Origin of the sequence: Oerskovia jenensis, assembly GCF_016907235.1 — a bacterium.
Taxonomy (GTDB): Bacteria; Actinomycetota; Actinomycetes; order Actinomycetales; family Cellulomonadaceae; genus Oerskovia; species Oerskovia jenensis.
In genome coordinates this window covers 456,103-477,701 of record NZ_JAFBBO010000001.1, presented here as the reverse complement: position 1 = coordinate 477,701, position 21,599 = coordinate 456,103, and the positions used below count along the sequence as shown (strand labels likewise).

Genomic DNA, 21,599 nt, shown 5'->3' with positions numbered 1-21,599 from the left:
CGTGCGCCGAGCACGCAGCGTCCCCGGTCAGGACGGCGTCCCCGGCCAGGACCGGGCACGCGGACGGTTCGCGGACCGGACACGGACGGGGACGGGGTGCGGCCACCGATAAGGTGGTGGCGCCCCGTCCCGCCCGTCCTGAGGAGTTCCGTGCGTCGCCAGCACCACTGGTCGTCCGTCGTCGTCGCCGTGGTGCTCGCGCTGACCACCGCGGCCTGCTCGGAGCTGCCGGAGCGCGAGGACGGGTCCACGAACACCGAGGTCGCGGTCTCGGGCGTGATCGGGGCGCCGCCGGTCGTCGAGTTCGTGCAGCCGCTGAGCGTCCCCAAGGAGCGCGGCGAGGTCGTCGTCCCGGGCACGGGCGCGGAGCTGGTCGAGGGCCAGGACGTCCTCGTCAACATGTACGCGCTCGACGGGCGAGACGCCACCGTGCTCCAGAACACCTACACCGACGCCCCCACGTCCCTCGTGCTGACGGACGCGGAGGCGGGGTCCGAGATCGTCGACCTCCTGGTCGGACAGCGGGTCGGGGCGCGCGTGCTGTACCTCGAGGAGGCGAACGACGTCCCGCTGGTCCTGGTCATCGACGTGCTTCCCGTGCGTGCGTCGGGGGAGGCCATCGCCCCCGTCGAGGGGCTTCCCGGAGTGTCTCTCGCCGAGGACGGCGCGCCCACGGTGACGATCCCCCCGGACACGGCCCCTCCGGGAGACCTGGTCGTCCAGCCGCTCGTGCGGGGCAGCGGGATCCAGGTCGAGGCCGGTCAGGTCATCACGGTCCGCTTCACCGGGGTCGCGTGGGCCTCGGGCGAGGTCTTCGACTCGAACTGGCCGAAGGGCACCAAGCCGGCCTCGACCATGATCGGCATCGGGCAGATCATCGAGGGGTGGGAGCGCGGGCTCCTGGAGCAGAGCGTGGGCAGCCAGGTCCTGCTCGTCGTGCCCCCCGCCCTGGCCTACGCGGGGACGGGGCTGCCGTACGCGGACGAGACGCTCGTGTACGTGGTGGACATCCTGGACGCGCACTTCCCGGTCGTCGACGAGACGCCGGGCCAAGAATCGGAAGGTCAGTAGCTCAATGTCGGTCACGGTCCGTGTCATCCCCTGCCTCGACGTCGACGCGGGGCGCGTCGTCAAGGGCGTCAACTTCGAGAACCTGCGCGACGCGGGCGACCCCGTCGAGCTCGCGGCGCGCTACGACGCGGAGGGGGCCGACGAGATCACGTTCCTCGACGTCTCGGCCTCGTCGGGCAACCGGGAGACGACCTACGACGTGGTGCGTCGCACGGCGGAGCAGGTCTTCGTGCCGCTCACGGTCGGTGGTGGCGTGCGCACGACCGACGACGTCGACAAGCTGCTGCGTGCCGGGGCGGACAAGGTGGGGGTCAACACCGCGGCGATCGCTCGCCCCGAGCTGGTCGCGGAGATCGCCGACCGGTTCGGCAGCCAGGTCCTGGTCCTCTCGGTCGACGCACGGCGCGTGACCGGCGACGTGCGGACGCCGTCGGGCTTCGAGGTCACGACGCACGGTGGGCGCCGGGGGACCGGGATCGACGCGGTCGAGTGGGCCGTGCGCGCAGCGGAGCTGGGCGCGGGCGAGATCCTGCTGAACTCGATGGACGCCGACGGCACGACGAGCGGCTTCGACCTCGACATGTTCGGCGCGGTGCGCTCCGAGGTGAAGGTCCCGCTCATCGCGAGCGGGGGAGCGGGCTCCTCCGAGCACTTCGCCCAGGCCGCGCAGGCGGGAGCGGACGCGGTCCTGGCCGCGAGCGTGTTCCACTTCCGGACGCTGACGATCGGCGACGTCAAGCAGCACATGCGCGAGGCCGGCCTGCTGGTCCGTTGACGGTCCGGGGCAGGCGACGTACCGCCTGCCCCGACCATCCGTCCCCGGTCCCGGTACGGGTCCCCGGCCTCGGGCGCCGGGCCGGGCGTGGGGAGCCCGGGCGCGGCCCGACGACGGCGCGCGCCTCAGCGTGGGCCGGGCACCACCGCGTCGAGCGCCTCGCGGTCCGCGGCCTCGCCCTGGATCGTGACCCCGGCGTGCCGCCCCCGACCGAACGCGAGGAGCACGAGCTCACCCACCCCGCCCGTGACGACGACCGTGCCCCGAAGGCGTCCGTCCTCGGCCGGACGTGACGGGGGTGCCTTGACCGCCAGGCGCTGCCCGCCGGGGACGACGAGCACGACCCCCACGGGGGACCGGCGGAAGAACAGCGGCGCGGCGCGGCGCAGCTGGGCCCAGAGCGCGTCGCGCAGGCCGGGCGGCAGGTCGCGCGCGCGTGCGTCGGCGACCTGCGAGGCGTCGGCACCTTCGGCACCTTCGGCACTGTCGGCACCGTCGACGCCCCCGGTTGCGACGGGCCCCGCCGCCCACGTGCCCCGCCGCACGTCCTCGGTGTGCACGAAGTACTCGGCGAGGTTGACGAGGTCTCCGGCCCAGGACCACGGGCTCCAGGCGGCGGGCGGCTGTTCGACGCGGGCCAGGAGCGCGGCATAGCCGCCGGGCTCGAGCGCGGTCGCAGCGAGCTGCTGGAGGTGACCCTCGGACCAGCCGTGCAGGGGCCCGCCGTTGGCGCCGGCCTGCGTCCAGGGCTGGTGCTCGCGCAGGATGACGTGCGCCGCGAGGTGGCGCGAGCGCCACCCCTCGCAGAGGGTCGGGGCGTCGGGACCGGCCTGCGTGAGGGCGTGGACGAGGGCGGCGCGCTCGTGGGCGTGCCAGGCGGTGGGCTGCATCCGGCCATGCTCGCACGAGCACGCCATGTCCCGTGTGAGAAGATCGTGACAACCCCCAGGAAAGACGAGGATCGTCCGTGTCCGCGCGACGGAGCACCCCCACGAACACCACGCCCCGGCCCCAGGACGCGCGCACCGACGCTGCGCCCGGCCGGTCGGAGCCCACCCACCCGTACCCCGACGCACCCGCAGGATCTGCCGGGCGGACGGCACCACCAGCGCCCTCGTCGTCGGCGGCGAGCACGCGGCGCCACGCCCTGACCGGGTCGCGCACGCGACGCTCGCTCCAGCTCATGGGGCGCGGCATGCGCTCCGAGTGGCGCGTCTACGTCCTGGCGATCGGAGCCTCGGCGATGTTCGGCGCGACGACCGTGGGCATCAGCCTCGCGGTCGGACGGGTCACCGACGAGGTCGTGGTCCCGGCGCTCGCGGGTGACGCGGGCGCCCGGGAGGACCTGTGGGTCGCAGGGCTCGTGCTCGTGGGGATCGCCGTGACGTTGGCACTGACGGTCGCCGCGCGACGGATCTTCGCGGGCTACGGCTACGCGAACATCCAGGCCCGCCACCGCACGGCCGTCACGCACCAGTACCTGCGCCTGCCCATGTCGTGGCACCGGTCCCACCCGGCAGGTCAGCTCCTGTCGAACGCGAACTCGGACGTCGAGGCCGCGACGGGCGTCTTCAACCCGTTGCCCTTCGCCCTGGGCGTGGTCGTGATGATCGGCGTGTCCGCGGTCATGCTGTTCCGCATCGACGTGTGGCTCGCGTGCGCCGCGCTGATCGTCATCCCGCTCGCGGTCGCGGTGAACGTCGTCTTCCAGAAGTACATGTCGCCCGCGATCACGCACGCCCAGCAGCTGCGCGCCGAGGTCTCGGACGTCGCGCACGAGAGCTTCGAGGCCGCGCTGCTGGTCAAGTCGCTGGGCACCGAGGCACGTGAGGAGCGGCGCTTCGCGGCGCGCACCGACGAGCTGCGCGCGGCCAACGTCCGCGTGGGCGTGGTCCGCGCGTTCTTCGACCCGGTCATCGAGCTCCTGCCCTCGCTGGGCACGCTCCTGGTCCTCGGGGTGGGGGCCGCGCGGGTCTCGGCCGGTGCCGTCGACACGGGTGAGATCGTGACCGCGGCGTACCTGCTGACGATCATGGCCGTCCCGGTGCGGGCGTTCGGCTGGGTCCTGGGAGAGCTGCCGCGTGCGCTCGTGGGGTACGAGCGCATCGCGAGCGTGCTCGACGCCCCGGGCATCCCGGTCGCGGGCGAGCAGCGGCTGCCGGTCGCGACGCGGGGCGCGCACGTGCGCTTCGAGGACGTGGGCGTCGACGTCCGTGCGGGCGGTCGCGACGTGACCCTGCTCGACGGCATCGAGCTCGACCTGGCCCCCGGCCGCACGATCGCCGTCGTCGGACCCACCGGGGCGGGCAAGACCACGCTGGTGTCCCTGCTCGCGCGGCTCTCGGACCCCACGCGGGGCCGCGTCCTGATCGACGGCGTCGACGTGCGCGACGCGCTCGCGGCCGACCTCACGACGCAGGTCGCGCTCGTGGCTCAGTCCACGTTCATCTTCGAGGACACGGTCCGCTCGAACGTGACGCTCGCGGACGCCGGCGTCGGCCCGAGCGACGAGCAGGTCTGGGACGCGCTGCGCCTGGCCAAGGTCGACGACGTCGTCTCGCGGCTTCCCGGCGGCCTGGACTCGCCCCTGGGCGAGCGCGGCTCGAACCTGTCGGGCGGCCAGCGGCAGCGGCTCGCGATCGCGCGCGCCCTGGTGCGCGCCCCGCGCCTGCTGGTCCTCGACGACGCGACGTCGGCCGTGGACCCGCGGGTGGAGCAGCAGATCCTGGCGGGGCTGCGCGGCGACGGCCCCGTACCCGCCGCAAACCCTGGCCCGACGGCGGAGCACCCCACGGTCGTCATGGTCGCCTACCGCATGTCGAGCGTCGCGCTCGCGGACCAGGTGGTCCACGTCGAGTCCGGGCGGGTGGTCGACGTGGGGACGCACGAGGAGCTGCTCGCGCGCGACGCGGGCTACCGCGACCTCGCGATGGCCTACCAGCGCGAGGCCGAACGCCGCGCGGAGGCCGACGAGCTCGACGGCGACTCGCCGGACGCGCACGAGGAGCACGACCGGGGGGACGAGCAGCGCGCGGAGATCGAGCGCTGCGAGCAGGAGGAGACCGACGAGATCGTGCGTCATGCCGAGGAAGGGACGGTGACCGAGTGAGCACCACGACCACCACCCCACCCCGCGAGCGCCGCCGCCGGGGGCGCACCCCGAAGCCCGAGGTCGTCGTCGAGGACGCGACCGGCGCACGGATCGCCTCGGCGAGCGCCCTGGGCGTGTTCGCGACGCTGCGCAAGGGTGTCCAGATGTCCCCGGAGATCCTCCAGGGCGTGTGGATCACCCTGCTGCTGGCCGTCGCGGCCGCCCTGGGGCGCATCGTCGTACCGATCGCGGTCCAGCAGACCGTCGACAGCGGCATCATGGCGCCCGGAGGTCCCGACATGAGCCGCGTGACGCTGCTCGTGGGGGCCGCGGCCCTCGTCCTGGTCGTCGCGGGTCTGTGCTCGGCGCTCGTCAACGTGCGCCTGTTCCGCTCGACCGAGGCCGGGCTCGCGAGCCTCCGGGTGCGCGCGTTCCGGCACGTGCACGACCTGTCGGTCCTCACGCAGAGCACCGAGCGTCGCGGCGCCCTGGTCTCGCGCGTCACGAGCGACGTCGACACCATCTCGCTGTTCGTCCAGTGGGGTGGCATCATGCTGCTCGTCTCGGTCCTGCAGATCGGTGCCGCGACGATCCTCATGGCGTTCTACTCGTGGCAGCTCACGCTGCTCGTGTGGGCGTGCTTCGTGCCGCTCTTCCTGATCCTGCGCCCCGCCCAGAAGCACGTGAACGGCGCGTACACCGCGCTGCGCGAGCGGGTCGGCGCGATGCTCGGCGCCATCTCGGAGTCGGTCGTGGGCGCCGAGACGATCCGCGCGTACGGCGTGGGGGAGCGCACGGGTCGCCGGATCGACGCGGCCGTCGAGAGCACGCGCACCGGCATGGTCCGGGCGCAGAAGCTCGTCTCGACGGTCTTCTCGAGCGGTGTCCTCGTGGCCAACCTGGTCCTGGCGGTCGTCGTGGTCGTCGGCACGCTCCTGGGCATCGACGGGTCGATCACGGCCGGCAAGCTGCTCGCGTTCCTCTTCCTCGTGCAGCTCTTCACGGGGCCTGTGCAGATGGCGACCGAGATCCTCAACGAGCTCCAGAACGCCGTCGCGGGCTGGCGCCGGGTCCTCGCGGTCGTCGAGACCCCGATCCAGGTCGTCGACAAGGGCGAGGAGGGCGTGCGCTCGCCGCGCGGCCCCGCCCACGTGACCCTGGAGGACGTGCGCTTCGCGTACCCGGACGGCCCCGAGGTCCTGCACGGCGTGGACCTGGACTTCCCGGCGCGGACCTCGGTCGCGGTCGTCGGCGCCACGGGCTCGGGCAAGACGACGATCGCCAAGCTCGTCACCCGGCTCATGGACCCGACGTCGGGCGCGGTCCGCCTCGACGGCGTGGACCTGCGGGACCTGTCGGCCGAGAGCCTGCGCGAGCGCGTGGTCCTCGTGCCGCAGGAGGGCTTCCTGTTCGACGGCACGCTCGCCGAGAACATCGCGTACGGCGTGCGGGACGCGTCGGGCACCGCGGAGGAGACCTCCGCCCAGGCCGCCGCCCGGCATGCCGGGCGCATCGACGCGGCGGTCGCCGAGCTCGGCCTGACCGACTGGGTCGCGGACCTGCCGCACGGGCTGGGCTCCGCCGTCGGGCAGCGCGGTGAGGCCATGTCCGCAGGGGAGCGGCAGCTCGTCGCGATCACGCGCGCCTACCTGGCCGAGGCCGACCTCCTGGTGCTCGACGAGGCGACCTCGGCCGTGGACCCCGCGACCGAGGTACGCATCGCGCGCGCCCTCGACTCGCTCACCGCGGGCCGCAGCACCATCACGATCGCGCACCGGCTCTCCACGGCCGAGGCCGCCGACCTCGTGGTCGTGGTCGACGCGGGGCACGTGGTCGAGGTCGGCCCGCACGCCGAGCTCGCGGCCGCGGGCGGCGTCTACGCCTCGATGCACGCGTCCTGGGTCGCGCAGACGCGATGAGCGACGGCGGGGAGGTCGTCGAGCCCGGACGGGCCGAGGCGCGGACGACGGACGAGGGAACCCCGGGGATCTGGCAGGATTCTCGGGTGGCCCAGAACACCTCCCCGACCGCCGACCAGCCCGTCCGTGCGGACAAGATCTCCGACGGGGCGGCCGTCGCCGACGCGACCGCTCCTCCGGCCGAGCTGCCCGCGACCCTCGCCGCGCGGCTCAAGCGCGACGCCGACGGTCTCGTCGCCGCGATCGTCCAGCAGCACGACACGGGCGAGGTGCTCATGCTCGGCTGGATGGACGACGAGGCGCTGCGGCGCACCCTGACGTCGGGCCGCGTGACCTTCTGGTCACGCTCGCGGCAGGAGTACTGGCGCAAGGGCGACACGTCGGGCCACGCGCAGTGGGTCAGGTCCGTCGCGATCGACTGCGACGGCGACGCGCTGCTCGTGCGCGTCGACCAGGTGGGTGCGGCCTGCCACACCGGTGCCCGCACGTGCTTCGAGACGGGTGGCGACCTGGGCGCCGTCGTCGGGCACCGCCCCGAGACCGAGACCACCGAGGAGAAGACGCAGTGACCGGCTCGACCCCCGTGACCAGCCCGCCCGTCCCCGTCGTGCCCGCCGCGGGCCTCCCGTGGGGCGAGACCTGGCCCGCGGTCGAGGGCTTCCGCGCGCTCGCGACCTCGCGCCGCGTGATCCCGGTCGTCCGCCGCCTCCTCGCCGACGACGTCACGCCCGTCGGCCTGTACCGCACCCTCGCCCAGGGGCGACCGGGCACGTTCGTCCTGGAGTCCGCCGAGGTCGACGGCTCGTGGGCCCGCTACTCGTTCGTCGGCGTCTCCTCGCGGGCGACGCTCACCGCGCGCGACGGCCAGGCCGTGTGGACCGGAGACGTCCCCGCGGGGGTCCCCACCTCGGGGGACGTCGTGGACGTCCTCGAACGGACGCTGGACGCGCTGAGCACCCCGGCGATCGACGGCCTGCCGCCCCTCACGGGCGGGCTCGCCGGCGCTCTCGGGTGGGACGTCGTGCGTCACTGGGAGCCCACGCTGCCCGCGGACGCACCCGACGAGCTCGGGGTCCCCGAGGTCACGCTGTGCCTCGCGACCGACCTCGCGGTCGTCGACCACCGCGAGGGCAGCGTGTGGCTCGTGGCCAACGCGATCAACTTCGACGACACCGACGAGCGCGTCGACGAGGCCTACGCCGACGCCGTGGCGCGCCTCGACCGGATGCAGGGCGAGCTCGTGGCCGGGACGGGCCGAGGGTCGTCGACCGCGGTCGTGGCGGACGTCCCCGAGCCCGAGCTCGAGTTCCGCTCGACGCGCGAGGAGTTCGAGGACGCGGTGCTCGCCGGCAAGGAGGCGATCCGCGACGGCGAGGTCTTCCAGATCGTCATCTCCCAGCGGCTCGACCTCGACTGCCCGGCCCCGCCGCTCGACGTGTACCGGGCCCTGCGGACCATCAACCCGAGCCCGTACATGTACTACTTCCAGCTCACCGACGCGGACGGCGCGGACTTCGCGGTGGTCGGGTCGAGCCCCGAGACGCTCGTCAAGGTCGACGACGGGCACGTCGTCACGTTCCCGATCGCCGGGTCGCGCCCGCGCGGCGCGACGCCCGAGCAGGACGTCGCGCTGGGCGAGGAGCTGCTGGCCGACCCCAAGGAGCGGGCCGAGCACATCATGCTCGTCGACCTCTCGCGCAACGACCTCGTGAAGGTGTGCGAGCCCGCCTCGGTCGAGGTCGTCGAGTTCATGGCCACCAAGCGGTTCAGCCACATCATGCACCTGTGCTCGACCGTCGTCGGGACGCTCCGCGAGGGTGCTCGGGCGCTCGACGTGCTCCGCGCGACGTTCCCCGCGGGCACGCTGTCGGGCGCGCCCAAGCCCCGCGCGATCGCCCTGATCGACGAGCTCGAGCCTGCGTCGCGCGGGATCTACGGCGGCACCGTCGGGTACTTCGACTTCGACGGGAACATGGACATGGCCATCGCGATCCGTACGGCCCTCATCCGGGACGGGCGGGCGAGCGTGCAGGCGGGAGGCGGGATCGTGGCGGACTCGGTACCGGCCCTCGAGTACGAGGAGTCGCGCAACAAGGCGGCCGCCGCAGTGCGCGCCGTCCAGCTCGCCGCCCGCCTGCGGAGCCTGTCGTGACCGGGGCCACCGGTCCGTCCGGCGCTGCCGGCTCCGGGGCAGGGCACGCAGGGGCTGCTCCTGAGGCTGCCCGGTCGCCACGGTCGTGGCGTCTGGCGCGCCGCAGCTCGATCCTGCTGCTGCTCCTCCTCGGGGGCGGCGCCCTCGCGGCCGCGGCCCCCACCTGGCTGCGCACCTCGGGCGCCACGCCGCTCGACCCCGACGTCCTGGTCCAGGTCGCCGGCACCACCGCCGCACCGGGCGTCGGCGCCGGGGCGCTGGTCGTGGTGGCGAGCGCGCTGGCCCTCGGCCTGGTGGGGAGGATCGGTCGGTGGCTCGTGCTCCTGGTGACCGCAGCGAGCGGCGTCGTCGTCGCCGCCTCGGCGGCCGCGGTCCTGCGCGACCCCACGCAGGCCGCCCGGACCGCGGTCGCCGAGGCGACCGGCGTGACCGACATGACGAGCGACATCGTCCTCACCCCCTGGTCCTACGTCGCCTGCGCCGTGGGCGTGCTCGTGGTCCTGGTCGCCCTCTGGGCAGCCGTGTCCTCCCCGTCCTGGGTACGGGTCTCCACCCGCCACGAGATCGTCCGACCCGAGGCTGCGCCGTCCGCGGCCCCGCACGGCGGGTCGGCGAAGGTCCCGGCCGAGGCGACGAGCCCGGCCACCGGGACGTCGACGGCCACCGTCGCCGGGACGGACGCCGGGGTCGACCCCGGCGACGAGGGGCCGGACGAGCAGGAGACGTGGGACTCGTTGACCCGCGGCGAGGACCCCACCGACCGCTGAACATCACGTCCTGCCAGCAGGAACAGACCGACCTGCGTCCGATAGGCTGGACGCACATCTTGACGAAAGGCACACCCCCATGGCCGAGAAGCCGCAGACCACCGAGATCTCCTACCTGCCCCCGTCGGCGCCTCCCACGAACCACGGGCACACCGTCGCGGCCTGGTTCACCATGATCGGCATCATCGTGGGCGCGACCGTCGCGGGTGTCGCCGTCGCGATGGCGCTGGTGTGGCTCTTCTGGGTCGGCATGGGTGTCGTGGCCCTCGCCCTCGTCGGCGGTGGCGTGCTGCGCAACATGGGGTACGGCCAGCCGAAGCCCGGGGTCACGCCCCGGACGACGACGCAGCACTGACCCCTCCCGGGCGCGAGCCCGGACGTGCCTCCACGCGCCGCGCACCCCTCCGGTGCGTGGCGCGTGTCGTCTCACCGGCAGCAGGTCCCGCCTCACCGGGCCCTCGGTCGTCTCCCAGAGAGCAGGTCGCACCATGAGCTACCCACCCGTCCCGCCGAACGACCCCTACCGCCCCGAGGGCGAGCAGCCCGAGGGCGAGCCCGCACAGCCGATGCCCCCGGGCCCGGCCTACCCCGGGCAGCAGGCGCCGTCCGGCACGCCGTACCCGGCGCCGCCGGGACAGCCCGCTCCGGGTCCGGCCCCCTACGGTGCGGAGCAGGGCGGATACGCGCCGTACCCGCCGCCCGCGCAGCCGCCCTACGGTGCGCCGGCGCAGGCACCGTACGGAGCCTCCCCGTATCCCGCTCCGGGCGGCTACGGCTACTTCCCCCGCAACGACCTGGGCGTCTGGGCCCTCGTGCTGGGCATCGCGTCGTTCGTGCTGTCCTGCGGGTTCTTCACAGGCATCCCGGCCATCATCCTCGGGACCAAGGCCAAGCGTGCCGTCGAGGCGGGCGAGGCGAACAACGGCGGGCTCGCGCAGGCCGGTGTCATCCTCGGGTGGGTCGCGTCGGCGCTCATGCTGCTCGCGATCATCTTCTTCGTGGTCGTGGCGATCATCGGGTTCGCGTCGGACGACTTCCGCTCGAACTACTACTGAGGCCGGATCAGGGGCCGGCGGGAGGTGGACCGATGACCGGACGACCGGCAGCGCCACGGACGCAGACGTCGTCGACGCAGGACGTCGCGACCGCCGCACCGCGTCGGCGCGCCCTGCGCACGCCGCTCGCCATCGGCGCCGGAGTGGCGGGCGCGACGCTCGTGCTCGCGCTCGTCGACCCGCACGAGGGCGGTTACCCGCTGTGTCCGCTGCTCGCCTTCACGGGGTGGGCCTGCCCGGCGTGCGGCGGCCTGCGTGCGACGCACGACCTCGCGACGGGCGACCTCGCGGGGGCGTGGGCCATGAACCCGCTCTGGGTCCTGGTGGTGCCGTTCCTCGTCGTCGCGTGGGCGCTGTGGGTCCGGCGGGCCTGGCGCGGCACGACGGCGAGGGCTGTCCCACCGTGGACCGGGGTCGTCGGGCTCGTGGTCCTGGTCGGCTTCGGCATCGCCCGGAACGTCCCCGGGCTCGTGCCGTTCCTGGGGCCCGCCTGAGGTCGTGGCGAGGGCCCGGAGCACGTCTCGCGGGGTGACACGTGTCCCTGGTCACTCTCGGGCGGCTCTACGATGGCAGGTATCTCCCTGTCAATGGTTCGCGGAGAGATGCTGCGGGTGACCCGTCACGGTCCCGGTGGACGGAAGCGAACCTCTGGTGGCACGGAGTCGACGACGAGCACGGGGAGACAGCACATGACGGTTCTGGAGGACATCGTCGCGGGAGTCCGCGAGGACCTTGCGGAGCGCCAGGCGAAGACCACCCTGGACGAGCTGAAGGAACGCGCCTCGCGCGTCCACGGCGCACTCGACTGCATCAGCAGGCTCAAGGCCGAGGACGCCGTCGCCGTGATCGCCGAGGTCAAGCGCTCGAGCCCCAGCAAGGGGAACCTCGCGGCCATCGCGGACCCTGCGTCGCTCGCCTCGGAGTACGAGAAGGGCGGAGCAGCCGTCATCTCGGTCCTGACCGAGCAGCGGCGCTTCAACGGGAGCCTGGCCGACCTCGACGCCGTGCGGGGCAAGGTCGACATCCCGGTCCTGCGCAAGGACTTCGTCGTCACGCCGTACCAGGTGTGGGAGGCCCGCGCCCACGGCGCGGACCTCGTCCTGCTCATCGTCGCGGCGCTCGAGCAGACCGTCCTGACCTCGCTCGTCGAGCGCGTCCACTCGCTCGGCATGACGGCGCTCGTCGAGGTGCACACGCTCGACGAGGTCAGCCGGGCGATCGACGCCGGCGCCCGCGTCATCGGCGTCAACGCTCGCGACCTCAAGACCCTCGAGGTCGACCGCACGACGTTCGCGCGGCTGGCCCCGGCCATCCCCGACGAGTACGTCCGCATCGCGGAGTCCGGCGTCCGCGGCCCGCACGACGTCATGGACTACGCGCGCTCCGGCGCGCACGCCGTCCTCGTGGGAGAGGCCCTCGTCACGGACGCCGCGCCGCGCGCGTCGGTCGCCGACCTCGTCGCGGCGGGTTCGCACCCGTCCCTGTGGTCCGTCCGACACTGAGCAAGCCCCCGACACCCCCAGATCCCGTACCGAGGAGGTCAGGCCGCGTGCCCGACGCAACACGTTCCCTGCAGGACCAGCAGGGCCCCTACTTCGGGGACTTCGGCGGACGCTTCGTCCCGGAGGCCCTGATCGCCGCTCTCGACGAGCTCGAGGCCGAGTACCGCAAGGCCGTCGTCGACCCGACGTTCCAGGACGAGCTCGCCCGGCTGCACCGCGAGTACACCGGGCGCCCCAACCCCCTCACGGAGGTGCCGCGCTTCGCGGAGCACGCCGGGGGCGCGCGCGTCTTCCTCAAGCGCGAGGACCTCAACCACACCGGCTCGCACAAGATCAACAACGTGCTCGGCCAGGCGCTGCTCGTCAAGCGCATGGGCAAGAAGCGCGTCATCGCGGAGACCGGCGCGGGGCAGCACGGCGTGGCCACGGCGACGGCCGCGGCGCTCATGGACCTCGAGTGCGTCGTCTACATGGGCGAGGAGGACACCGAGCGCCAGGCGCTGAACGTCGCGCGCATGCGCCTGCTCGGTGCCACGGTCGTCCCGGTCACGATCGGCTCGCGCACCCTCAAGGACGCGATCAACGAGGCGCTGCGCGACTGGGTCGCCAACGTCGACACCACGCACTACCTGCTCGGCACGGTCACGGGGCCGCACCCGTTCCCCGAGATGGTCCGCGACTTCCACCGCATCATCGGTGAGGAGGCGCGCGCACAGATCCTCGACCGGATCGGCCGCCTGCCCGACGCCCTCGCGGCGTGCGTGGGCGGCGGGTCGAACGCGCTGGGCCTGTTCAACGCGTTCCTCGACGACGAGGACGTCGCGCTCTACGGCTTCGAGGCCGGGGGAGAGGGCGTCCCGACCGGCAAGCACGCGGCCCGGTTCAGCGGTGGCGCCCCGGGCGTGCTGCACGGCGCACGCTCCTACCTCATGCAGGACGAGGACGGGCAGACGCTTCCCAGCCACTCGATCTCCGCAGGGCTCGACTACCCGAGCGTCGGGCCGGCCCACTCGTGGCTCCACGACCTCGGCCGGGCGACGTACGAGCCCGTGACCGACGTCGAGGCCATGGAGGCCTTCCGCCTCCTGTGCCGCACCGAGGGCATCATCCCCGCGATCGAGTCGGCGCACGCGCTGGCCGGTGCGCTGCGGATCGGCCGCGAGGCGCAGGCCGCGGGCAAGGAGGACACCGTGATCCTGGTGAACCTCTCGGGCCGCGGGGACAAGGACGTCGCGACCGCGGCGCGGTGGTTCGACCTGATCGACGCGGACACCGTGGTCGACGGCGAAGGGAGCAGCCTGTGAGCGGGACCGTCGGGGGCGTGCGCGCCCCCCACGCGACGTCGGCGCGGATCGACGAGCTGGCGGCGGAGGGGCGCGCCGCGCTCATCGGCTACCTGCCCGTCGGCTACCCGAGCGTCGAGGGGACCGTCCAGGCCGCGACCGCGCTGGTCGAGTCCGGGGTCGACATCATCGAGCTCGGCCTGCCCTACACGGACCCGGTCATGGACGGGCCGGTCATCCAGCGTGCGGTCGAGCACGCGCTCGCGGCCGGCACGCGCGTGCGTGACGTGTTCACCGCGGTCGAAGCAGTCGCGTCGCTCGGCGTCCCCGTCCTGGTCATGACCTACTGGAACCCCGTGCTGCGCTACGGCGTCGAGGCCTTCGCCCGCGACCTTGCAGCGGCCGGGGGAGCCGGGCTCATCACGGCCGACCTCATCCCCGACGAGGCCCACGAGTGGATCGCTGCCGCCGACGCGCACGGTCTCGACAAGGTCTTCCTCGTCGCGCCGAGCTCGACGCCCGAGCGTCTGCGGCTGACGGCCGCCGCCTCGCGCGGCTTCGTCTACGCGGCCTCGACCATGGGCGTGACGGGAGTCCGCGCCGAGGTCGGCAGCAGGGCCGAGGAGCTGGTCGCCGCGACCCGCGCCGCCGGCGCCGAGCACGTGTGCGTGGGCCTGGGCGTCTCGACGAGGGTCCAGGCGGCCCAGGTCGGCCGCTACGCCGACGGCGTGATCGTCGGCTCGGCCTTCGTCCGTCCCCTCCTCGGCGACGAGCCCTGGGAGGATCGCCTCGAGAACCTGCGCGCGGTCACGCGCGACCTGGCGGAAGGCGTCCGTACGGCTCGCGCGAGCGACGCGACCACCGGGCAGGTGACGGCATGAACGGCCTGGTCTCCGCCGTCGGGCCGCTGGTCACCGCGATCCCCAGCCCCTCCGAGCACACGTGGTACCTCGGCCCCTTCCCGCTGCGCGCGTACGCGCTCGCGATCCTCGCGGGCATCGCGGTCGCGGTGTGGCTCACGCGCAAGCGCTGGGTCGAGCGTGGCGGCGACGCCGACGACGTCCTCGAGATCGCATTCTGGGCCGTGCCGTTCGGCATCGTCGGTGGACGCCTCTACCACGTCATCTCGTCGCCCGACGCCTACTGGGGCCCTGACGGCGACCCGATCAAGGCCCTGCGCATCTGGGACGGCGGCCTCGGGATCTGGGGCGCGATCGCCCTGGGTGCCGTGGGCGCCTACATCGGGTGCCGCCGGCAGAAGGTGAGCTTCCCGGCCTTCGCGGACGCGTTGGCCCCGGGTCTCCTGCTCGCCCAGGCGATCGGCCGGCTGGGCAACTGGTTCAACCAGGAGCTGTTCGGCAGCCCGACCACGCTCCCGTGGGGTCTCGAGGTCGACCCGGGCATCGCCGACTACGTGTGCAGCAACGCCGGCCTCACCTGTGGGGCCGGTACGTTGTTCCACCCGACGTTCCTCTACGAGATGCTGTGGAACGTCGCAGCGGCCTTCCTCCTCATCTACCTCGACCGTCGCTTCAGGTTGGGTCACGGTCGGGTATTCTGGCTGTACGTTCTCTTCTACACGCTTGGCCGGGTGTGGATCGAGATGCTGCGCATCGACGACGCCGAGCTGGTGCTCGGTCTCCGACTGAACGTCTGGACCTCCATCCTGGTCGGAGTCGGTGCGTTGATTGCGTTTATCGTTGTCGGGCGCCGAAACCCAGGGCGCGAAGAGACAGTATCGCTCGATGCTGCGGAGCCCGAGCAGGCAGATGCTGCCAGACCCGACCCAGGTCGTTGAGGCATCCGTCTTTTCATAGGCGAACCCGCTGGACAACCATCCAGCAGGTTCAGTCATGTCCGTTGGGCCGATGAAGTCCCACAATCCCCCAAGTTGGATCAAAGCCCGGCCCATGGCCGGGCGCCTGTGAGGACGGTGTTGATGACCACGCCGCTGCACCGGGCTGCTGCGCCTACGGCACAGGGCCTGTACGACCCTGTGGCCGAGCACGACGCGTGCGGTGTCGCCTTCGTGGCGACGCTCCGCGGCACACCCGGACGCGACATCGTTGACGCGGGGCTCACCGCCCTGCTCAACCTGGACCACCGCGGCGCCGTCGGCGCCGAGGAGAACAGCGGTGACGGGGCAGGCATCCTGACCCAGATCCCCGACGCCTTCGTGCGGGACGTCGTCGACGTCGACCTGCCGCCCGCGGGCCACTACGCCATCGGCATGGCCTTCCTGCCGCAGGACCCCGTGGCTGCGGCCGAGGCGGTCCGGCAGGTCGAGGCCATCGCCGCCGAGGAGAAGCTCGTCGTCCTCGCCTGGCGCGACGTCCCCGTGACCGCGGACCTCGTCGGGCCGAGCGCGCGTGCCTCGATGCCGACGTTCCGCCAGCTCGTCGTGGCGGACCTGACGCGTGAGCTGTCGGGCCTCGAGCTGGACCGCCGGACGTACCGGCTGCGCAAGCGCGCCGAGCACGAGCTCGGCCTGTTCTTCGCGTCGCTGTCCTCGCGCACCCTCACGTACAAGGGCATGCTGACCGTCGCGCAGCTCGAGCCGTTCTTCCCGGACCTCTCCGACCCGCGCTACGCGAGCGAGCTGGTCCTGGTGCACTCGCGCTTCTCGACGAACACGTTCCCGTCGTGGCCGCTCGCGCAGCCGTTCCGCATGATCGCGCACAACGGCGAGATCAACACGGTGCGGGGCAACCGCAACTGGATGGCCGCACGCCAGGGCATGCTCGCGAGCGACAAGCTCGGTGACCTCGGTCCGCTGCTGCCCGTCTGCTCGGAGGGTTCGAGCGACTCGGCCAGCTTCGACGAGGTGCTCGAGCTCCTGCACCTGTCGGGCCGCTCCCTGCCGCACGCCGTCCTCATGATGGCGCCGGAGGCGTGGGAGAACCACACCGAGATGGACCCGGACCGTCGGGCCTTCTACGAGTACCACTCGACGCTCATGGAGCCGTGGGACGGCCCCGCGTGCCTCAACTTCACCGACGGCACCCTCATCGGCGCCGTGCTGGACCGCAACGGGCTGCGCCCGGGCCGGTACTGGGTGACCGAGGACGGCCTCGTCGTCCTGGCCTCTGAGGCCGGGGTCCTGGACCTCGACCCCGCGACGATCGTGCGCAAGGGCCGGCTCGAGCCGGGCCGCATGTTCCTGGTCGACACGGGCCAGGGTCGCATCATCGAGGACGACGAGATCAAGGGGCAGCTCGCCGCGCAGCGTCCGTACGCGCAGTGGGTCGCCGAGAACTCGGTCTACCTCGACCGCATGCCCGAGCGCGAGCACGTCGCGCACAGCCCCGCCTCGGTCCAGCGGCGCCAGCGTGCGTTCGGCTACACCGAGGAGGAGCTCCGGATCCTGCTCACCCCCATGGCGAGCACGGGCGCCGAGCCGCTCGGGGCCATGGGGACGGACACGCCCATCGCGGTGCTGTCCAGCCGTCCGCGGCTGTTGTTCGACTACTTCACGCAGATGTTCGCCCAGGTGACCAACCCGCCCCTCGACGCGATCCGCGAGGAGCTGGTCACGTCGATCGGCGGGGCGATCGGCCCCGAGCCGAACCTCCTGGACGACAGCCCGCTGCACGCCCGCAAGCTGATCCTGCCGTTCCCGGTGCTCGACAACGACGAGCTCGCGAAGATCCTCCGCGTCGACCGCGACCCGGCCCTCGAGGGCATCTTCCGGGCGGTCACGGTCAAGGGGCTCTACCCCGTCAGCGGCGGTGGCCAGGCCCTGCAGGCACGTCTCGAGGAGATCTTCGCCGAGGTCGACGCGCACGTGGCCGACGGGGCGAGCTTCATCGTGCTCTCCGACCGCGACTCGAACCAGGAGCTCGCGCCGATCCCGTCGCTGCTGCTGTCGAGCGCGGTCCACCACCACCTGCTGCGCCGCCACACGCGTACCCAGGTCTCGCTCGTCGTGGAGGCCGGGGACGTCCGCGAGGTGCACCACGTGGCGCTCCTCATCGGTTACGGCGCGGCGGCGGTCAACCCGTACCTCGCGATGGAGACCGTCGAGGATCTCGCCAAGTCGGGCTTCGTCACGGTCAGTCCTGAGCTGGCGGTGAAGAACCTCATCAAGGCGCTCGGCAAGGGCGTCCTGAAGGTCATGAGCAAGATGGGCATCTCGACGATCTCGTCGTACCGCGGTGCACAGGTCTTCGAGGCGCTCGGGCTCTCGCACGAGCTCGTCGCCGACTACTTCGCGGGGACCACGAGCCGCCTCGGCGGGATCGGTCTCGACGTCCTCGCGGCCGAGGTCGCCGCGCGGCACGCCGAGGCGTACCCGGCCTCGGGCAACCACCAGGCGCACGTCCGTCTCACCACGGGCGGCGAGTACCAGTGGCGTCGCGACGGCGAGGAGCACCTCTTCGACCCGGAGACGGTCTTCCGCCTGCAGCACTCGACGCGTGAGCGCCGGTACGACGTCTTCCGCCAGTACACCCAGCGGGTCGACGACCAGTCGACACGGCTGATGACGCTGCGCGGGCTCCTGGAGTTCCAGGAGGGGCAGCGTCCCGCGCTGTCGATCGACGAGGTCGAGCCGGTCAGCGAGATCGTCAAGCGCTTCAACACGGGCGCGATGTCCTACGGCTCCATCTCGGCCGAGACGCACGAGACCCTCGCGATCGCGATGAACCGGCTCGGTGGACGGTCCAACACGGGCGAGGGCGGTGAGGACCCGGAGCGTCTGTACGACCCGGAGCGCCGCTCGAAGGTCAAGCAGATCGCGTCGGGCCGCTTCGGGGTCACCTCGGAGTACCTGACCAACGCCGACGACATCCAGATCAAGCTCGCCCAGGGCGCCAAGCCCGGCGAGGGTGGTCAGCTGCCGGGGCACAAGGTCTACCCGTGGGTCGCCAAGACGCGTCACTCGACGCCGGGCGTCGGGCTCATCTCCCCGCCGCCGCACCACGACATCTACTCGATCGAGGACCTGGCCCAGCTCATCCACGACGCCAAGAACGCGAACCCGTCGGCTCGCGTGCACGTCAAGCTCGTGAGCGAGTTCGGCGTGGGCACCGTGGCGACCGGTGTGTCCAAGGCGCATGCGGACGTCGTCCTCATCTCGGGGCACGACGGCGGCACGGGCGCGAGCCCGCTGACCTCGCTCAAGCACGCGGGCACCCCGTGGGAGCTCGGCCTGGCCGAGACCCAGCAGACGCTCGTGCTGAACAACCTGCGCGACCGCATCGTCGTCCAGGTCGACGGTCAGATGAAGACCGGTCGTGACGTCGTGATCGGCGCGCTGCTCGGCGCCGAGGAGTTCGGTTTCGCGACGGCCCCCATGGTGGTCTCGGGCTGCGTCATGATGCGCGTGTGCCACCTGGACACCTGTCCGGTCGGTGTCGCGACGCAGAACCCGGAGCTGCGTGCCCGGTTCACGGGCAAGCCCGAGTTCGTCGTGAACTTCTTCGAGTTCATCGCCGAGGAGGTGCGTGAGCACCTGGCCCGCCTCGGGTTCCGTTCGATCGAGGAGGCCGTCGGTCACGTCGAGGCCCTCGACACGCGCAAGGCGATCGACCACTGGAAGGCTCAGGGGCTCGACCTCGGGCCGGTTCTCGAGAAGCCGCAGCCGGTCGAGGGATCGTCGCTGCGCAACACGACGACGCAGGACCACGGTCTCGAGCGTGCGCTCGACAACCAGCTCATCGCACTGGCGACCGACGCGCTCGAGAACCGCGAGCCCGTGCGCATCGCCCTGCCGATCCGCAACGTCAACCGCACCGTGGGCACCATGCTCGGGCACGAGGTGACCAAGCGGTACCGCGGCGAGGGACTGGCCGACGACACGATCGACGTCTCCCTCACGGGGTCGGCCGGTCAGTCGATGGGCGCGTTCCTGCCGCGAGGCATCACGCTGCGCCTGTTCGGCGACGCGAACGACTACGTCGGCAAGGGCCTGTCGGGCGGACGCATCATCGTCCGGCCGGACCGTGCCGCGGTCCTCACGGGGTCGAGCAACGTCGTGGCGGGCAACGTCATCGGCTACGGCGCCACGTCGGGGCAGATCTTCCTGCGCGGCCTGGTGGGCGAGCGCTTCGCGGTCCGCAACTCGGGCGCCACGCTGGTCGTGGAGGGCGTGGGCGACCACGGTCTGGAGTACATGACCGGCGGGTCCGTCGTGATCCTCGGACCGACGGGCCGCAACCTCGGCGCGGGGATGTCGGGTGGCACGGCCTACGTGCTCGACCTGCGTCCCCGGGCGATGAACACGACCGGGGTCGCCTCGGGCGAGCTGCTGCTCGACCCGCTCGACGACGCGGACGCCGCGCTCGTCGAGGGCCTGGTCCGTACGCATCTCGAGGAGACGGGCTCGACCGTCGCGGCCGAGCTGCTCGAGGACTTCGACGCGGCCCGCGCTCGCTTCACGCGCATCCTGCCGGCCGAGTTCGCTCGCGTGCGCAAGGCGCTCGCGCAGGCCGAGCTCGACGGTCTCGATCCTGCCGCCCCCGGCGTGTGGGACCAGATCTTGGAGGTGGCCCGTGGCTGATCCCCGCGGATTCCTGAAGGTGCGGGAGCGTGAGCTCCCGCCCAACCGCCCGGTCGAGGTCCGTCTGCGTGACTGGCGCGACGTCCACGAGCACCGTGTCGAGGGACAGCCGTTCCTCAAGGAGCAGGCGGGGCGCTGCATGGACTGCGGCATCCCGTTCTGCCATCAGGGCTGCCCGCTCGGGAACCTCATCCCCGAGTGGAACGACCTGGTGTGGCGCGACCAGTGGGCAGAGGCCAGCGAGCGGCTGCACGAGACGAACAACTTCCCGGAGTTCACGGGTCGAGTGTGCCCGGCCCCGTGCGAGTCGAGCTGTGTGCTCGGCATCAACCAGCCGGCCGTGACGATCAAGAACGTCGAGGTCTCGATCATCGACGAGGCCTTCGCGCGGGGTCTGGTCACGCCGCACGTGCCGCAGCGGCTCACGGGTTCGACCGTCGCGGTCGTCGGTTCGGGTCCGGCGGGACTCGCCGCGGCACAGCAGCTCACGCGGGCCGGACACACGGTCGTCGTCTACGAGCGCGACGCCGCGATCGGCGGTCTGCTGCGGTTCGGCATCCCGGACTTCAAGCTCGAGAAGGTGCACATCGATCGCCGGCTCGCGCAGATGGAGGCCGAGGGCACGCGCTTCCGCGCGGGCGTGGAGATCGGCGTGGACATCACCTGGGACGAGCTGCGGCGCCGGTTCGACGCCGTCGTGCTCGCGACGGGGGCGACGATCCCGCGTGCGCTCCAGGTGCCGGGCAGCGACCTCGACGGCGTGCACTTCGCGATGGAGTTCCTGCACCAGGCCAACACGGTGGTCGCGGGCGGGACGGTCGAGGACCAGATCCTCGCGACGGGCAAGGACGTCATCATCATCGGTGGCGGCGACACCGGTTCGGACTGCCTGGGCACCTCGCTCCGTCAAGGGGCCGCGAGCGTCACGACGCTCGCGATCGGCAAGCAGCCGCCGCGCGAGCGGGCAGCGAGCCAGCCCTGGCCGACCGACCCGATCCTCTTCGAGGTCTCGTCCTCGCACGAGGAGGGCGGTGACCGTGCCTACCTGGCGTCGACCGTCGAGTTCCTCGCGGACGAGGACGGTCGGGTGCGGGCACTCGTCGTCGCCGAGACCGAGTACCTCCCGGACGGGCGACGCGTCCCGAAGGCCGGCACCGAGAAGGAGATCCCTGCCGATCTCGTCCTCGTGGCCATGGGCTTCACGGGGCCGGAGACGGCGACGCTCGCGGACCAGTCCGACATCGAGCTGACGACGCGCGGGCTCGTGGCGCGCGGCGACGACTTCGCGGCCACGGTGCCCGGCGTCTTCGTCGCGGGCGACGCCGGCCGGGGTCAGTCGCTCATCGTGTGGGCGATCGCCGAGGGGCGTGCCGCAGCGGCGTCGGTCGACGCGTACCTGCAGGGCAGCAGCGAGCTGCCCGCTCCGGTGCGCGCGTCGACCGTGTCGCTGAGAGCATGACAGGGGAGTGAGACGCGCCCCGGCGT

The 21,599-nt window shown here is 72.5% G+C and carries 17 protein-coding genes; 16 read left to right on the top strand and 1 reads right to left on the bottom strand.

What is annotated here, in order from left to right; all coding sequences use genetic code 11:
• Positions 1 to 150: 150 nt before the first annotated feature.
• Both JOD49_RS02185 and hisF read left to right on the top strand, forming a co-directional pair.
• Positions 151 to 1,071 carry an FKBP-type peptidyl-prolyl cis-trans isomerase gene (locus tag JOD49_RS02185; protein WP_205305788.1) on the top strand — a complete coding sequence of 307 codons (921 nt, stop codon included), beginning with the start codon at positions 151 to 153 and terminating at the stop codon, positions 1,069 to 1,071.
• Positions 1,072 to 1,075: 4 nt separating this feature from the next.
• Entirely contained in the window at positions 1,076 to 1,846 is a 771-nt protein-coding gene (gene hisF, locus JOD49_RS02180) for an imidazole glycerol phosphate synthase subunit HisF (RefSeq protein WP_205305787.1), read from the top strand.
• A 125-nt stretch (positions 1,847 to 1,971) separates the two neighbouring features.
• Here the strand turns inward: hisF and JOD49_RS02175 are convergent, their stop codons facing one another.
• Positions 1,972 to 2,736, bottom strand: coding sequence for a TIGR03085 family metal-binding protein (locus JOD49_RS02175; RefSeq protein ID WP_205305786.1), 765 nt, complete (start codon positions 2,734 to 2,736; stop codon positions 1,972 to 1,974).
• Between the two features lie 293 nt (positions 2,737 to 3,029).
• Here JOD49_RS02175 and JOD49_RS02170 point away from each other — a divergent pair, with 293 nt between their 5' ends.
• The 14 genes from JOD49_RS02170 to JOD49_RS02105 all read left to right on the top strand — a co-directional run bounded on the left by JOD49_RS02170 (position 3,030) and on the right by JOD49_RS02105 (position 21,573).
• Positions 3,030 to 4,955 (top strand): ABC transporter ATP-binding protein, encoded by a 1,926-nt coding sequence (locus JOD49_RS02170; protein WP_205308739.1) that lies wholly within the window; start codon positions 3,030 to 3,032, stop codon positions 4,953 to 4,955.
• A 146-nt stretch (positions 4,956 to 5,101) separates the two neighbouring features.
• Positions 5,102 to 6,856 (top strand): ABC transporter ATP-binding protein, encoded by a 1,755-nt coding sequence (locus JOD49_RS02165; RefSeq protein ID WP_205308738.1) that lies wholly within the window; start codon positions 5,102 to 5,104, stop codon positions 6,854 to 6,856.
• A 185-nt stretch (positions 6,857 to 7,041) separates the two neighbouring features.
• Entirely contained in the window at positions 7,042 to 7,425 is a 384-nt protein-coding gene (gene hisI / locus JOD49_RS02160; protein WP_205308737.1) for a phosphoribosyl-AMP cyclohydrolase, read from the top strand.
• 14 nt (positions 7,426 to 7,439) lie between these two features.
• On the top strand, positions 7,440 to 9,008 hold the full coding sequence (locus JOD49_RS02155; RefSeq protein ID WP_205308736.1) for an anthranilate synthase component I: 1,569 nt from the start codon (positions 7,440 to 7,442) through the stop codon (positions 9,006 to 9,008).
• Positions 9,005 to 9,775, top strand: coding sequence for a Trp biosynthesis-associated membrane protein (locus JOD49_RS02150; RefSeq protein WP_205305785.1), 771 nt, complete (start codon positions 9,005 to 9,007; stop codon positions 9,773 to 9,775). Before JOD49_RS02155 ends, JOD49_RS02150 begins: the two co-directional genes overlap by 4 nt.
• A gap of 79 nt (positions 9,776 to 9,854) precedes the next feature.
• Positions 9,855 to 10,130: an HGxxPAAW family protein gene (locus JOD49_RS02145; RefSeq protein ID WP_205305784.1), complete on the top strand. Its 276-nt coding sequence runs from the start codon at positions 9,855 to 9,857 to the stop codon at positions 10,128 to 10,130.
• A gap of 133 nt (positions 10,131 to 10,263) precedes the next feature.
• Complete coding sequence (locus tag JOD49_RS20455; protein WP_205305783.1) at positions 10,264 to 10,830, top strand: DUF4190 domain-containing protein; 567 nt, start codon at positions 10,264 to 10,266, stop codon at positions 10,828 to 10,830.
• A 32-nt stretch (positions 10,831 to 10,862) separates the two neighbouring features.
• Complete coding sequence (locus tag JOD49_RS02135; RefSeq protein WP_205305782.1) at positions 10,863 to 11,324, top strand: DUF2752 domain-containing protein; 462 nt, start codon at positions 10,863 to 10,865, stop codon at positions 11,322 to 11,324.
• A gap of 195 nt (positions 11,325 to 11,519) precedes the next feature.
• On the top strand, positions 11,520 to 12,332 hold the full coding sequence (trpC, locus tag JOD49_RS02130) for an indole-3-glycerol phosphate synthase TrpC (RefSeq protein ID WP_205305781.1): 813 nt from the start codon (positions 11,520 to 11,522) through the stop codon (positions 12,330 to 12,332).
• Positions 12,333 to 12,379: 47 nt separating this feature from the next.
• Positions 12,380 to 13,636, top strand: a complete 1,257-nt coding sequence (gene trpB / locus JOD49_RS02125; RefSeq protein WP_205305780.1) for a tryptophan synthase subunit beta — start codon at positions 12,380 to 12,382, stop codon at positions 13,634 to 13,636.
• Positions 13,637 to 13,653: 17 nt separating this feature from the next.
• Complete coding sequence (trpA, locus tag JOD49_RS02120; protein ID WP_205305779.1) at positions 13,654 to 14,496, top strand: tryptophan synthase subunit alpha; 843 nt, start codon at positions 13,654 to 13,656, stop codon at positions 14,494 to 14,496.
• Positions 14,493 to 15,413 (top strand): prolipoprotein diacylglyceryl transferase, encoded by a 921-nt coding sequence (lgt, locus tag JOD49_RS02115; protein ID WP_205305778.1) that lies wholly within the window; start codon positions 14,493 to 14,495, stop codon positions 15,411 to 15,413. The genes trpA and lgt overlap by 4 nt, the downstream gene beginning before the upstream one ends.
• Before the next feature lie 141 nt (positions 15,414 to 15,554).
• Positions 15,555 to 20,114: a glutamate synthase large subunit gene (gene gltB / locus JOD49_RS02110; RefSeq protein ID WP_205305777.1), complete on the top strand. Its 4,560-nt coding sequence runs from the start codon at positions 15,555 to 15,557 to the stop codon at positions 20,112 to 20,114.
• Positions 20,107 to 21,573, top strand: a complete 1,467-nt coding sequence (locus JOD49_RS02105; RefSeq protein WP_205305776.1) for a glutamate synthase subunit beta — start codon at positions 20,107 to 20,109, stop codon at positions 21,571 to 21,573. Before gltB ends, JOD49_RS02105 begins: the two co-directional genes overlap by 8 nt.
• Positions 21,574 to 21,599 lie beyond the last annotated feature (26 nt).

Coding starts and splice junctions, on each gene's coding strand:
- lgt (WP_205305778.1), top strand. CDS start 14,493: ATGAACGGCCTGGTCTCCGCCGTCGGGCCGCTGGTCACCGCGATCCCC.
- JOD49_RS02175 (WP_205305786.1), bottom strand. CDS start 2,736: ATGCAGCCCACCGCCTGGCACGCCCACGAGCGCGCCGCCCTCGTCCAC.
- JOD49_RS02135 (WP_205305782.1), top strand. CDS start 10,863: ATGACCGGACGACCGGCAGCGCCACGGACGCAGACGTCGTCGACGCAG.
- trpC (WP_205305781.1), top strand. CDS start 11,520: ATGACGGTTCTGGAGGACATCGTCGCGGGAGTCCGCGAGGACCTTGCG.
- JOD49_RS02170 (WP_205308739.1), top strand. CDS start 3,030: ATGGGGCGCGGCATGCGCTCCGAGTGGCGCGTCTACGTCCTGGCGATC.
- JOD49_RS02165 (WP_205308738.1), top strand. CDS start 5,102: ATGTCCCCGGAGATCCTCCAGGGCGTGTGGATCACCCTGCTGCTGGCC.
- JOD49_RS20455 (WP_205305783.1), top strand. CDS start 10,264: ATGAGCTACCCACCCGTCCCGCCGAACGACCCCTACCGCCCCGAGGGC.
- hisF (WP_205305787.1), top strand. CDS start 1,076: ATGTCGGTCACGGTCCGTGTCATCCCCTGCCTCGACGTCGACGCGGGG.
- JOD49_RS02145 (WP_205305784.1), top strand. CDS start 9,855: ATGGCCGAGAAGCCGCAGACCACCGAGATCTCCTACCTGCCCCCGTCG.
- gltB (WP_205305777.1), top strand. CDS start 15,555: ATGACCACGCCGCTGCACCGGGCTGCTGCGCCTACGGCACAGGGCCTG.